8 protein-coding genes are annotated in these 13893 nt (G+C 48.9%); 6 read left to right on the forward strand and 2 right to left on the reverse strand.

What is annotated here, in order from left to right; translation table 11 throughout:
* Positions 1–33: 33 nt before the first annotated feature.
* Entirely contained in the window at positions 34–3384 is a 3351-nt protein-coding gene (locus IFO68_RS00550; RefSeq protein WP_192013732.1) for an intermembrane phospholipid transport YdbH family protein, read from the reverse strand.
* Positions 3385–3740: 356 nt separating this feature from the next.
* Between IFO68_RS00550 and IFO68_RS00555 the strand changes: the two genes are divergently transcribed.
* The 6 genes from IFO68_RS00555 to IFO68_RS00580 all read left to right on the forward strand — a co-directional run bounded on the left by IFO68_RS00555 (position 3741) and on the right by IFO68_RS00580 (position 10921).
* Complete coding sequence (locus IFO68_RS00555; RefSeq protein ID WP_192013734.1) at positions 3741–5018, forward strand: NRAMP family divalent metal transporter; 1278 nt, start codon at positions 3741–3743, stop codon at positions 5016–5018.
* Positions 5019–5191: 173 nt separating this feature from the next.
* Complete coding sequence (locus IFO68_RS00560) at positions 5192–6622, forward strand: TolC family protein (RefSeq protein ID WP_192014520.1); 1431 nt, start codon at positions 5192–5194, stop codon at positions 6620–6622.
* A gap of 1 nt (position 6623) precedes the next feature.
* Positions 6624–7601, forward strand: a complete 978-nt coding sequence (locus IFO68_RS00565) for an HlyD family secretion protein (protein ID WP_192013736.1) — start codon at positions 6624–6626, stop codon at positions 7599–7601.
* Between the two features lies 1 nt (position 7602).
* Positions 7603–8754, forward strand: a complete 1152-nt coding sequence (locus IFO68_RS00570) for an ABC transporter permease (RefSeq protein WP_192013738.1) — start codon at positions 7603–7605, stop codon at positions 8752–8754.
* Positions 8751–9929: an ABC transporter permease gene (locus IFO68_RS00575; RefSeq protein ID WP_192013740.1), complete on the forward strand. Its 1179-nt coding sequence runs from the start codon at positions 8751–8753 to the stop codon at positions 9927–9929. Before IFO68_RS00570 ends, IFO68_RS00575 begins: the two co-directional genes overlap by 4 nt.
* 71 nt (positions 9930–10000) lie before the next feature.
* Positions 10001–10921, forward strand: coding sequence for a LysR family transcriptional regulator (locus tag IFO68_RS00580; protein ID WP_192013742.1), 921 nt, complete (start codon positions 10001–10003; stop codon positions 10919–10921).
* 132 nt (positions 10922–11053) lie between these two features.
* Here the strand turns inward: IFO68_RS00580 and IFO68_RS00585 are convergent, their stop codons facing one another.
* Positions 11054–13765 (reverse strand): bifunctional acetate--CoA ligase family protein/GNAT family N-acetyltransferase, encoded by a 2712-nt coding sequence (locus IFO68_RS00585; RefSeq protein ID WP_192013744.1) that lies wholly within the window; start codon positions 13763–13765, stop codon positions 11054–11056.
* Between the last annotated feature and the right edge of the window lie 128 nt (positions 13766–13893).

A 13893-nucleotide genomic window follows, 5' to 3' on the forward strand; every position in this document is an offset into this window, starting at 1 on the left:
TCAAGTCATTTGCAATAAATTCAGCGCAAAAGTCTAATTTTCAAGACCAAGCTGCTTCACAAAAATCCGCTCAAACTGAGAAGTATTTATCGTGTTGAGCGTTTTGATCAGTGCTGGTATATCGTCTTCAATGTTCAGATTGATGTTGACCGGTCTTCCATTCTGAAAGTGAGGATTCCGGCCTTTGAACCTGGCACTAGCATTTAATTGACCCTCTTTGGAATAGTCTATATCAACCGCAAGAGAGTCGTATTGATAATTTCTGAGAATCCTGGTGATCACTTTGAGGCTGTTTTCGCCTCCGGCTCTGACATTTTCATCGATATTTGCCCCTTCTTTATATCTCAGAACGCCACCCGGACTTCTTGAAAATAAAGCACCTTTTTCAATGACGGGATTTCCATTCACAATGCGGATGGGGAGTAATCCATCCAGTGTTCCTGTTAACTCAACATCTTCAGGGTTAAATAAATCCATTAATTTCTTAAGATTGAGACTCTGGATGCGCAAGGGAATCACGTCAATATTGGTCAAAGAGTGGCTCACTACGTTGCGGGTGCTTAATTGACCACCAAGCACTTTGGCGGTTGCTCTGTGCAGCGTATAGAGAGGCTCATCTGTGTCGAAATGAAAGCTGGCCGTGACGTCCTGAAATAAGGTGCCGAAGTGTAGCCAACTGGCGTGAACCGTCAGCGGCTGACGGCTGCGTATCGTATTGTTAGTTACCAGGCTGGTCAATGACACATTGAGATCGGCAAAGTGGGTGTCTTTAATATTTCCGCTTAAATGGGTTGTGAAGATGTCCAGCGAGCCTGACCAGAGAGCATTCTTAAATTTCAGATCGGCTCGGAGACTCACACTGCCATTATGCAGATCAGCGCTAACAGGTAGTGGCGCGAGATAGTACTTTTGTAAGCTCTGTTTTGCGGAAAAAGAAATGGGTTTCTGTGCTATCTGAATGCGGCTGATCCGGCTTTTCCATTCCTGAGTGAATGAAAAATCTAACCATGGCTGACTTTGCGCGGTACTTAACAAACCCGTTATTGCCAGTGTGTCTGCATTGAGTGTCAGTTTTCCCTGATTGCGGATGACAGGCAGCACCTGATTATTCACACTGAGCGCCAGTTGTGTCGAATAATCGCTGCTAAGCTTCCATGCCTGAGTGTTTTTTACTGCCCTCAAGCTGTTTAACGTGATCGCGAGATTACCCTCAAATTGTTGTGCAGGGAGAGAGCTTTGATTCTTTCTCGATTCAGTGTCTGTAGTCATAGTGCGTAAACTGCTGAATGCCGCATTCAGTGTGGCCGGTGATTCCCCGACATTGACTAACCATACTTGTGGTGACGCTGGCGCTGATGAAAAGAGATTGTCCAGTTGAATGCCAGTGTCGGGTATATCTATGCGTACCTGACTTAAGTTGTTTTGCTTTTGATCAGCATAGTCAGGTAAGGCAACTGTTCGTGCGCTGATCCGGGTGCTGTCCAGATTCAGTTTGAGTACGTTGCCAGTGCTTTGTATGTCGATACGCTGTGACAGCTGCAGATTACTGATTGTCAGTGGGTCGATTTCAAGAACTGCTGCCTGCGCGGTAAGCGAATTAGTACTGCGGCATTGAGACCGGGCCAGTATTGTTAGCGGCACATGGCAAGAGAGAGTGTTTATAACAATTTTTCCCTGCGCAGCAGGGTTTTTAACGCCAATGTCTAACTGTTTCGGAGTGGTTAATCTGAACTGTGCCTGTTGCTGATCAAACGACAGTGCCCATCGCCAGATACCGTCATGGTTTAACGCTACGGCACTATAATCGTCTGGCCCGCTGTGTTGGTGTGAGTGGGGTAATCTGAATTGAATGCTGCCGGGCGCTCTTATCTCAATCGCATAGTGCCATACCGGCGAGAGCGAATCTGGCTCAGAGGCTGAATCAGACTGGTGGTCTTTATTCTTTGGTTGCTTTTTCTCAGATTGCTTTTTTTTGGGTTGATTAGTTTCTGTTAGTTTTGCCACAAAGGTAGCTTGTTGTTGATTCGGATCAGGGAGCGATATGGATTGGATGGCGAAGTAATCCAGCACTTTGGTGACATTGTCACTTTTACAGTTGAGAGATTGCGGCATGTCTGACGTAAATTGCCAGCTGGCATGACAGCTTACTAAATCAACGCCAGAAAGACTTGCCTGATCAGCATCAGTGAGCTGTACAGTAAAAACGGCCGGTTTGTTTTCAGAAGCCAGAAAGTGGCTGGTGACAGGTAATAACGTATTGTTGGCTGTTTGTACCTTTCCCTCTAATTCAAACCGTGTGTTTTCTGTCCCTCGCTGAAATAAAAATCTGGCCTGGGATAAGTAATCGACGATTGCCATCGATGCGATTTCAATGTGTTTAACCGGAGCCTGAAACAACAGGCGGGTGATTTGTCCGAGGTGGGGAAGGTCGGTTGATGTTGAGGTCTGTTCTTGAGACAGGAATGGCGCAGGATCCCAGCGTAACCTGCTGATGCTCAGTTCAAGTGAGCTCAGCGGCGATAATAAATCGACAGACAGAGATAACTGGCGAATCCCATCCTGTTCAGATTGATCTGAAGATGCTGTTACTGGCGCAATGTGATCAACAGAGACCGAAAGGGGCTGCGTGCCATCCTCTGGTGGTAACAATGCAAATGAAAGTGACCTGAACGTGACGGGGTAACTATTTTGGGGGTGATCAGCGTTGCGGAACTTGTCTCCATGCTTGTCATCTTTGATGAAAGCCGCCAACGGCGGCTGAAAATCGCCGCGCCCGACCGTACCACTGAGCTGTAGTTTTGGTGTTGTTGAAACGCCAATACTGATGTCATGTAATGCCTGCTGATAATCTGTTTTCGATGATGGCGTAGCCAGTATTGCTTCGGCAAAAGCAGCGGTAATAATGAACCGTCCTTCGGTCAGTGCTCCCTGCGTCATCAGTTTTACTTTGTTGAAAGTAACGATGTCAGCGCTGAGCCCATTTTCAAATAGAGCCCTGCGAACTACCGGTGGGATCACCACTGTCAGCTTGTCGGCCTTAACTAGCCAGCCGGCAGCAAGAGAGTTTTGAGGGGAGTCTGGCATGTTCGGCTGTTGATCCCCAGCGTAGCGGTGCAACAGCAAAACGTTATTCAGCACAAACTCATTGTCTTTGATCTTGATACTCAGTTTTTTAACTGAGATGCCTTGTTGCGACAGGCTGATGCCAGAGACAGATCCTAATTGAATACCTTCACCGGCTAACCAGAAAGTCACACCTACAGCTAAAGTGGCTAAGGCGCAGGTGACGAATATAAAACCCCATAGCAGTCCCCGCCGAATCCGGCGAAGGATACCTGATGAAGAGGAAGCTTGCGCGCTGTCATTGTGTTTAGCTGTTGGCATAAAGGCTCAAGCGAGTATGAAAAACCTATGGTGCTTTCTTTACAAGCATAAGCCTAAGCGAGTGGGAGTGTGGAATATTTGGGGTAAATCATGATTTTATAGGGAGTAGGCATATTCTCAGTGCCGTCAAGGAATGGTGTACAGGAGTTATGAAATAGGCATATTTTTTTATCGTTTTTTTAACATGATTCCTAATATTTACTGATGAAAATAATATCAGGAGTAGAGACATGTGCTTGGTATCGCCACTTTATAGTGTTTCACTCTGAATTCAGTCTGACCAGGGGATTGCACAACTGATTTAAACCTGAGACAAAGAAGCTCATTACTATAAAAAACTACATAGGACGTATTGAATGTCAGACACAGTATCTATCCCGCCGAAATCTAGACAGGGAAGTGGCATCAAGCAATTAATCAAATCGTTAGGTCCCGGGATCATGATGGCGTCGGCCGCGGTTGGCGGGTCACACTTGGTTGCATCAACCAAAGCCGGGGCCATATACGGCTGGCAACTGGCCGCGATCATTTTGCTGGTAAACCTTTTTAAATACCCATTTTTCAGGGCTGGTATTCAATACACTATGGGAACAGGCAAAAGCCTGGTCGAAGGCTACGACCAATTAGGACGTGGCTATCTTTGGGTATTTTCAGGGCTTAACCTGTTATCCGGTATTGTGAACACAGCAGCGCTGTTGCTGTTCAGTGCAAGCCTGCTGGGTTATTTTATGCCGGGCAATTTACCTCTGCCGGTTCTCTCTGCCATTGTGCTTGTAGCTTGTCTGGCTATACTGATGGCTGGTCACTATAAAGCGCTGGATGGATTGTCAAAAGTTATTATGTCAGTGTTGGTTATCGCGACCATTTCTGCGGTTGTGATAGCCGCAAGTAATGGCAGTGCCGCGCCCGCCGACTATCAGGGGCCTTCTGCCTGGACTCTGGCGTCTTTCGGGTTCATTGTCGTGATGATGGGTTGGATGCCAGCTCCGATTGAAATTTCTTGCCTGACATCACTCTGGCTGAAAAGTCAGCGTAAAGAGCAAACAGTGACAACACGTTCGGCACTGTTTGATTTCAATGTAGGCTATATTGGCACGGCAATTCTGGCGGTTGTGTTTCTTTCACTGGGTGCCTTGGTGCTGTATGGAACGGGTACCGAACTGAAAGCGTCAGGAATCGGGTTCTCTCATCAGTTAGTCAGCATGTATGCGTCTACCATAGGTGAGTGGTCTCGTTACCTGATCGCAGTGATCGCTTTCTTCTGTATTTTTGGCAGTACGATTACCGTTATTGATGGTTACTCGCGCGCGCTTGCTGAAGCACAACTGGTTATTCAGAAAAAACCACTGGAGCAAAACCGCTATATTAATGCGTGGATGATTGTTGTCAGTGTGTTTGCGATGGCGATCATTTTGTTCTTTACCTCAGCGCTAATGCCAATGATGGACTTTGCCATGATACTGGCCTTCATGACGACACCTGTTTTTGCCTATTTGAACTATCGCCTGGTGTCCACGGCATCATTGCCAGAAGATTTGAAACTGACCAAATCAATGAAACTTCTGTCATGGGCGGGTTTAACTTATCTTTACGGTTTTCTCGCCATCTTTATCTGGTGGAAATGGTTGATGTAAGCCACATTCTTAGAATCAAGTATCAAAGCCCTCAACCGAGGGCTTTTTCTTTTGTTATGCTTTTAAAACAATATCTTGTGATCTACATGTAAATAAATATTTCTTTGAAGCTTGTCAAATAGAGTATTTGCTCTAACATGGGCAATCATTCTTGAGGTCATTAAGGATATATGATGAATGTAAGGCCGACTCTGGCTAAACCCATCTCCCTGGCACTACTGATAAGTTCCGTGTGTTTTCCTGTGAAAGCGGCGACAGTCAGTTTTGACGATGCGTGGCGAATTGTCCGAAACAATAGCGATGAACTGGCGGCAGAAAAAAGCAACGTAGAAAAGGCCGCATACCTGCAAGAGGCGTCGAAAGCACTGTCGTTACCCAGAGTGACAGTATCAGCCAATTATACCTATCTGGACGGTCCTATTGAGATTGCGCCTTCGGATTTGATTGCGAGTACCCCAGCCGGGCGCAGTCAGGCAAACAGTTTAGGTGGTCTGGCCCAGCTCATGGGAATGACACCGGGGCAATTCGACAAAATGTTTACCTCGCAACTTACCGACAGAGATATTCTGACCAGTTCAGTTCGTGCTATCTGGCCGGTATTTCTCGGGGGAAGAGTGATGGCGGCTCAGGACATCGCGAAAGGAAAAACCCAGGAAGCCAGATATATGCTTGAGATGAAAGAGCATGCCAAGTTTGAAGATCTGTCGACCTATTATTTTGGTGTGGTGTTAGCGCAGCAAGTGCTGGACACACGTCAGGAGGCGGAACGTGGGTTGGAAAAGCATTATAAAAATGCCCTGAAGTTAGAATCGCAAGGGCAGATAGCCAAAGTCGAACGTTTGCAGGCACAGTCGTCTTTTGATAAAGCCCGTGTTGAGCGTCTTAAAGCCCAGCGCGATCTGGAAATTGCGCAAGTTGCCCTGACAAGGCTACTTAAATTACAAACCCCCGCATTGCCTTCAACGTCCTTGTTCGTTAATGAAGGGTTACCGGCAATGACCACCTTTATTGATAAAACCCTTAGTGATTACCCCGGTCTTCATATTCTTGATGCCAAGAAAACGCAGGCCAATGGCGTGTTAGATGCAGAAAAGGGCAAATATTACCCTGAGGTTTTTCTTTACGGTAATTACAACCTTTATGAAGAAGACACGCTCGCAGCGAAAACAACGCCAGACTGGGCTGTGGGTGTTGGTGTCAGTATACCGCTACTCGACTCTTCAGGCCGTTCAGACAAGGTAAAAGCGGCTCACAGTGCAATGACACAGGTGAATTACCTGCGCGCACAGGCTGAGCAGGATCTGAGCGTGTTGGTGGAGAAAACATACCGTGAAGCTTCTCAGGCACTGGAAGAATATGACGGGTTGGCTTCCAATATTGCACTGGCCGAGGAAAGTGTGGTGTTACGTGAGAAAGCCTTTAGTCAGGGCCTGTCGACCTCTCTGGATGTGGTCGATGCCGAATTGTATCTGGCGAGTGTAAAAACGCAGCGCCTGGCAGCGGCTTATCACTATGTCACAGCATTGTCGCGATTACTGGCTGTCAGCGGTGATATCAATACCTTCAACCAATATGAAAATTACAAAGGACTTAAGGTTAACTGAAATGAGTAAGCTAAAAACTCTTGCCGTCGCATTACCGGCTGTTGTGCTGGTCGCTTGGTTGGGATACCGGTTCTGGAACGCCTATCAGCCGAATGCTGAGCGATTACAGGGCCAGGTTGAAGCTCAGCAATATAATATCTCCTCAAAAGTCGCCGGTCGTATCGATCAGGTACTGGTGCGAAAAGGGGATAAAATCACCGAAGGGCAATTGATCTTTACCTTACTGAGCCCTGAAATTGATGCCAAGCTCGAGCAGGCAAAAGCCAGTCAACAGGCGGCCGGGGCACTGGCTGACGAAGCACAAAATGGCGCACGTGCTCAGGAAGTTGCGGCGGCCAGCGATCAGTGGCAAAAAGCCAAAGCGGCATCGGCGTTGGGTGAAAAAACCTATCGACGGATAAATAATCTCTATCGCGACGGCGTTGTAGCTGAGCAGAAAAGGGATGAAGCCTATACGCAATGGCAGGCGGCCCGTTATACAGAGCAAGCGGCTTATCAGATGTTTGAAATGGCCAAAGAAGGGGCGCGGGAAGAAACCAAACGCGCTGCGCAGGAAAAAGAGCGTATGGCTGCCGGGGCTGTCGCAGAAGTCGAAGCCTATGCGGCGGATACCAGAATCTCCAGCTGGCATGATGGCGAGGTCAGCCAGATCCTGCTTCATGGTGGCGAATTGGCACCACAGGGGTTTCCAGTTGTCAGCATCATAGATATGGACGATGCCTGGGCGGTGTTTCATGTCCGTGAAGACAGGCTGGCCGATTTTGCCAAAGGCACTCAATTTGAAGCTAAGGTGCCGGCATTGGGAGATCAAACGTTCCCGTTTACTGTGACGCATGTTTCCGTCATGGGAGATTTTGCGACATGGCGGGCAACGGATACCCAGCAAGGATTCGATATGCGCACTTTTGAAGTTGAAGCGCGTCCGTTGCAGCCCGTTGATGGATTGCGTGTCGGTATGAGTGTGTTGGTAGAGCGCTGATATGTGGTTAAACACAATGCAGCGAGAGTGGCGGCTCATACGTCAGGAACCCTGGCTGAAGGCGATGCTGTTCTTTTTGCCTTTAAGTCTGTTTCTCCTGTTGTGGTGGATATTCTCGCAAGGGATCGCCCGCGATCTGCCCGTCGGTGTAGTCGATCTGGATCACAGCCGCCTGTCCCGCGGATTGATCCGATACTACGATGCCAGCCCGACCCTGTCGGTTGCCCGACAATTGAGCGAGGTGGAAGAAGGCACAGCGTTAATGCGGAGCGGTGAGATTTATGCGCTGGTGGTGATTCCTGATTCTCTGGAAAAAGACACATTGCTCGGGCGATCTCCGTCTGTGACAGTGTTTTATAACGCCCAGTTTATTTTGATTGCCAAGCTGATAAACAGTGCTTTCGTGTCGGCGCAGACTACCTATGCCGCCAGTATAGATACGGTAAGTAATATGGTGTCTGGCACGCCAGTACCGCTACAGGCGCTGGGGCAGGCCTTGCCAGTCCGCAATCAGATAACCCCGTTATTTAACAGTAACTCGCACTATGGGCAGTTTCTGGTCTCGGCGGCTATTCCTGCCATGTGGCAGATATTTATCATTGCCACGACTGTCATGGCACTGGCGGCAGAGCAGCGGCGGCAAGGATTACTGGCCTGGCTGGGGCAACACCCGGTGAAGCAACTCGTCAGCAAGCTTATACCTTATGCGGCGGTTTTTATTCTGCAAGGTGTGTTGTTTCTGTGGGGCATGTATTCGCTGCTGGGCTGGCCTATGCACGGTAGCTGGAGCATTTTGCTGGTGGCACAATGTTTAATGGTGATTGCTTGCCAGAGTGTGGCTGTGCTGTTCTTTTTCCTTGCAATGGATGTTACCCGGGCAATGAGCTTCGTGGCCGGGTTTTCAGCGCCGGCGTTTGCTTTTATGGGGATAACCTTTCCTGCGACAGATATGCCAGCCATTGCGACAGGCTGGCGGGCGCTGTTGCCTGTCAGTCATTACATTGAAATTCAGGTTCAGCAGGTTAACTATGGGACGGGTTTACAGCAAGCTATGCCTCAGATGATGGCGCTTGCGGTGTTTCTGCTGGCAATGGCACTGGCTATGCTGAAAATGCTGGTCTGGCGCAAACGCCAGCTGGAGGGCGGTGTATGAGCTGGCGTCAATTGTTTCTGAGTGAATTGAAAGCGGTGTTCACCAACCCTGCGATTATCTTCACCGTGTTTGGCGGCGTTTTAATGTATTCGCTTATTTACCCGCTGCCTTATTCAAACCAGCTTCCTCGCGAACAGCAGATTGCAGTTGTTAATCTGGATAACAGTGCAGTTAGTAGGGCACTGATACGCATGGTTGATGCGACACCTCAGGTGGCCGTGACGAAAACAGCCGCAAGTATTGAAGAAGCAAAAAACTGGATTCAGGCACAAGAGGTGAAAGGGATACTAGTGATCCCTGAGCACTTTTACCGGGATCTCCTGCTTGGTACCAGCCCGACAGTCTCTTTCGCCGGTGATGCGGCGCTGTTTCTTGTTTACGGTACTGTTGTTGAAGGGCTGGCGACAGCCACAGGAACGCTCAGCGCTGAAGCAAAAGTGGCCCGTATGATTTTTGAAGGCGAGAACCTGGCGTTAGCTTCCGAACAGTACGCGTCGCTGAAACTGAATATGCGTCCGGTATTCAACCCGACAATGGGTTACATCAATTATGTTGTCCCTGCTGTGTTCGTACTGATACTCCATCAGACACTGTTGATTGGCTCTGCATTAGTAGGGGCGGCTCAGAATGAAATGCATCGTTCCGGCGTGTCGGGTTACTGGCACACCTGCTCACCCTGGCGAATGATTTTCACACGTATCTGCTTGTTTTCCGTGATCTATCTGCCTCTGTCTGCTTACTACTTTGGACTGAGTTTTGAGTATTACGGCATCGGTCGGCAGGCTTTAATCGGCGACATGCTGATGCTGACAGTGCCGTTTCTGATCTCAGTAACTGCGTTAGGTATAGTCATCGGTGAGCTGATCCCCCGTAAGGAACTGGCTACGGTCATCGTGCTGCTCAGTTCACTGCCTTTGGTGTTCTCGGCTGGTTTCGTATGGCCCGTATCCGCACTGCCAGCTCCGGTTTATTGGCTGGCACAATGGGTGCCTTCTACGCCAGCGATTAACGGATTCCTGCGGTTAAATCAGATGGGAGCGAGTTTTAGCCAGATTAGCGCCTGGTGGTTTCAGCTTTGGGGGCTGGCTGTTCTGTATTCACTGGTCGCTTTAGGCTTGGTATACAGAAATCGCCGTCGTCGAGGACAGCTTTCGCAGGCCTCGGCAACAGTTTGAACCTGATGCATTGAGCGTTATTGTACAGATAGGCATTTTAAGATGAATGTGTTAAAACAGCCTCATAATAAATGGCTGTATTGGCACAGGGATTGAAAGTGAACCGGTTATTATCCTTTGAAGCATTGATGGTTTTAGATGCTATTGAGCGTCGCGGCAGTTTTGCTGCAGCCTCAGAAGAACTCGGCCGAGCGCCATCTTCCCTGAGTTACCAGGTTCAGAAACTGGAACAAGATCTGGATCTGGTTATCTTCGACCGTTCCGGTCATAAAGCCGCGTTTACCAAAGCTGGCCGGCTGTTGCTGGACAGGGGGCGGTTATTATTATCCGCGGCGGATGAAATGGTCTCGGATGCAACAGCGCTGGCACACGGCTGGGAATTAGATCTCACGATTGCCTACGACGGTTTGATTAAGCTCGATCTGATGTTTCCGCTTGTTGATGCATTGGCAAAGAAAAGTAAGACCCGTCTGAAGTTTCGTGAAGAAATTCTGGCCGGATGCTGGGAAGCGCTCGCACAGGACAGAGCCGATATTCTGATTGCTCCTCCGCCCAGTGTCGCGCCACCGGAAGTGAAAATTCAGCCTCTCGGCAAAATGGATATCGTTTGGGTTGCTCACCCGGATCACCCGATTCATAAACATGATAACCCGCTCGATCCTGTCATTCGTCAGCAATACCGAGGCATAGCAGTTGCAGATACCGCACGAAATCTGCCGCCGATAACGCACAATATTCTTGAAGAGCAGCCGTTACTTACAGTTTCCAGCATGAATGACAAGTTGAATGCCTTACGTGCCGGCCTTGGTGTTGCGACAATCCCCAGTTTTTTCATTCAGGATGATTTAGCAACAGGCAAGCTGGCCATGGTGGGGGATAATCCTGTCAGAGAGTTTGAACTGGTCCTGGCCTGGAATCGCAGCCGCATGGGCAAGGCAAAAGCCTGGGCGATCAAACACCTTGAGCAGTTATGGAAAAAGCATCTGAACTGACGTATGTTTGTGTCGATATTTTTCGACCCGCTTGGTCACTCAGTATGCCATGAAAAAGCAGGCTGACCTTTGGCATATGGTCAGCCTTTTTATTGTCACTTCTAAACCACCGACTATGGCAGTGGTGATTATTTAACCGTGGTCAGACTGGCTGTCTTCTTGTAACGCCAACAGAAGCTCCGCCGTTTTGTCTTCAAAATGAATCTCTACCTGAAAGCCACTCTTTCTGGCAAGTGACAGCATTCCCTGGTTATTGGGCATGGTTATCCCGGTCAACCGCTGTAAACCCCGCTGCTTACAATATTGAATTATGGTATTGAGCAAGATGCTCCCCAGCCCTTGCCCTTTGAGATCAGAGCGAACCAACACCGCAAACTCCGCTTCTTCGTTGGTAGGATCGGAGACCGCACGACTGACACCAATAATGTCGGTTTCGGTGTGTGAATCAGGCGCAAGCCGCACCGCAATAAAGGCCATTTCACGGTCGTAATCAATCTGAGTGAGATTCGCCAATGCTTCATGATTGAATTCACCGACTTCAGAGAAAAAACGGCTGTACAGGTCATCATGTGAAACCTGCGCAATGAAAGCTTTGTGGCCGGGTTCATCTTCCGGGCGAATCGGGCGAAGTAATATCGGCGAACCGTCTTTCAGTGAAGTGTAAATTTCCAGCTCTTTTGGATAAGGCCGAATAGCCAGCCTTTGTTGTGTGTCACCATTAAAGGGGTGAATGGTCATGGAAGCATCGATCACTGTCATGTCTTCACCCGCCGCCAGTAAGGGGTGTATATCCAGTTCAATGATTTCCGGGCAATCAATGATCAGCTGTGAAAGCTTAACCAGTAGTTTGCAGAGTGCAGGGATGTCCAATCGATCCGGCAAACTGCGCTGTTTAATTTTTCCTGTTTTCAGGGCATTGATGACAAGGTATCGCGCCAGCGCCATATTAAGTGGTGGAATAGCAACGGCGGCATCACGATGGATATCCCACTCTGCAGCTTCATCACCAATAAGAATAACAGGCCCGAACACGGGATCGGTGTGAACAGCAATGCGTAATTCCTGTGCACCGGAACGGTTGGCCATGCGCTGCACCAGCAAGCCGTCAATACGGGCTTTCGGGAAGTTGTAGGAAACACGATCCAGAATCGCCTGAGAGGCATTGGCAACCTCTGCTGCCGTTCGCAGATGCAGCATGACACCATGTACTTCTGATTTATGGCGAATATCAGGAGAGCGCAATTTGACGGCAACCGGATAGCCAATCTGCTCGGCAATATGTGCGGCTTCAGCGGGCTCTGACGCAATCCAGGTCGGCAGAGTATGAAAACCATAACTTTCCAGCACAGGGCGTACTTCGTGCGTTTCCAGATGATAGATTTTCTGATCGAGTAACTGATCCAATAATTGATGAACCAACCCCGGGTTGCTCTGGGTCTCACCGAATGAGGACGGGGTTTCCATCAGCTGTTTCTGGTTGCGCCGGTACTCCACCAGGTGCATGAAGGCGGTGACAGCACTTTCCGGTGTTCGGTACGCTGGAAAGCCGGACTGTGTGAAAACCTGCCTGGCTTTCAACGCCTGATTTTCTCCGGCCCAGTTACTGAGGATGTTGAAATGCAGGGTACGGGGGTGCTGTTGCAATACTTTGACCATGTGCTCAGCGGTCTCTTTGCTCGGTGCAATGGCAGAAGGAGAGTGCATAATGAGCAGGGCATCGAAATCGTCGCTGTCTAACAGAATCTTGGTTGCCGCCTCATAACGAGCGATATCGGCATCCCCGACGATATCAATCGGGTTAGATTGAGACCAGCAGGCCGGCAATACAGCAGAAAGTTTAGCGATAGTCTCCTGGCTTAGTGTCGCGAGCTTTCCGCCACGTTCACTGAGGGCATCAACGGCCATAATCGCAGGCCCGCCACCATTGGTTAGTATTGCTAAACGTTCGCCTCGCAAAGGCACAGCGTGAGCCAGTGTTTCTACTGCCGCAAACAGATCGTGGGTATTATGCACCCGCAGCATCCCCGAGCGTTTGATGGCGGCATCATAGACAGCATCCAGACCGATTTCTCCTCCGGTGTGAAGATGGGCAGCAGCACTGCCAATTTTTGTCCGGCCACTTTTCAGCACCAGTATTCGCCGGGTCCGAGCCGCTGCTCGTGCAGCTGACATGAAGCGTCTGGCATCACGTATTGAGTCGATATACAGCAAGATAGCCTGTGTTTTGCTGTCACGGCACAAGGTATCTAACAGTTCATCAAAACCAATATCGCAGGTATCTCCCAACGATATAAAGGTCGAAAAGCCAATATTCTTGTTCTTGGCCCAGTCCAGAATCGTGGTACAGACTGCCGCAGACTGTGAAATGAAAGCAATATTGCCTTTGTTGGCGGAAACCGGTGAGAAAGACGCATTGAGATTATGCCAGGGTAAGATCATCCCCATGCTGTTTGGCCCGATAAGTCGCATTCCGTATTGTCTGGCGGTTTCATACATGCGCACATCTTCTGTGACACCGTCACTGTCGGGCTCTGCGTTCATTCCTGCCGCTAATACTACGGCCAGTTTGACGCCTTTGCGGCCTAATTGATCGATAATACTGACGTTTCTGACACTATTGGTACATAAAACAGCCAGATCTGGAACACGAGGCAGACTCTCGATGTCTGGATAGGCTAATACCCCTGCAACTGCGTCATATTTGGGGGTCACTGGCATGATGGGCCCATGAAAGTTAGCGGACAGCAGGTTTTTGATAACCACATAACCGGCACGCTTGGGGTTATCCGATGCGCCGATAATGGCGACAGAACGTGGCTTCAGTAGTGACTCGAGTCCTTTCATGGCATTTTCTCTCAGTATTTCGTAAAGAATTAACACTCAACGACAGACAATCATTTTTCTTAGCTTGGTTGTATGATTGAGCTGCTGATTATTCACTGCTGTGAGTGTAATGGAACCCATTCGACATT

Origin of the sequence: Photobacterium arenosum (assembly GCF_014841115.1) — a bacterium.
GTDB classification, from domain to species: Bacteria; Pseudomonadota; Gammaproteobacteria; order Enterobacterales; family Vibrionaceae; genus Photobacterium; species Photobacterium arenosum.

Bases quoted from the DNA above. Each gene is read 5' to 3' on its own strand.
- IFO68_RS00575 (WP_192013740.1), top strand. From the start codon at position 8,751: ATGAGCTGGCGTCAATTGTTTCTGAGTGAATTGAAAGCGGTGTTCACC.
- IFO68_RS00555 (WP_192013734.1), top strand. From the start codon at position 3,741: ATGTCAGACACAGTATCTATCCCGCCGAAATCTAGACAGGGAAGTGGC.
- IFO68_RS00580 (WP_192013742.1), top strand. From the start codon at position 10,001: ATGGCTGTATTGGCACAGGGATTGAAAGTGAACCGGTTATTATCCTTT.
- IFO68_RS00560 (WP_192014520.1), top strand. From the start codon at position 5,192: ATGAATGTAAGGCCGACTCTGGCTAAACCCATCTCCCTGGCACTACTG.
- IFO68_RS00585 (WP_192013744.1), bottom strand. From the start codon at position 13,765: ATGAAAGGACTCGAGTCACTACTGAAGCCACGTTCTGTCGCCATTATC.
- IFO68_RS00550 (WP_192013732.1), bottom strand. From the start codon at position 3,384: ATGCCAACAGCTAAACACAATGACAGCGCGCAAGCTTCCTCTTCATCA.
- IFO68_RS00570 (WP_192013738.1), top strand. From the start codon at position 7,603: ATGTGGTTAAACACAATGCAGCGAGAGTGGCGGCTCATACGTCAGGAA.
- IFO68_RS00565 (WP_192013736.1), top strand. From the start codon at position 6,624: ATGAGTAAGCTAAAAACTCTTGCCGTCGCATTACCGGCTGTTGTGCTG.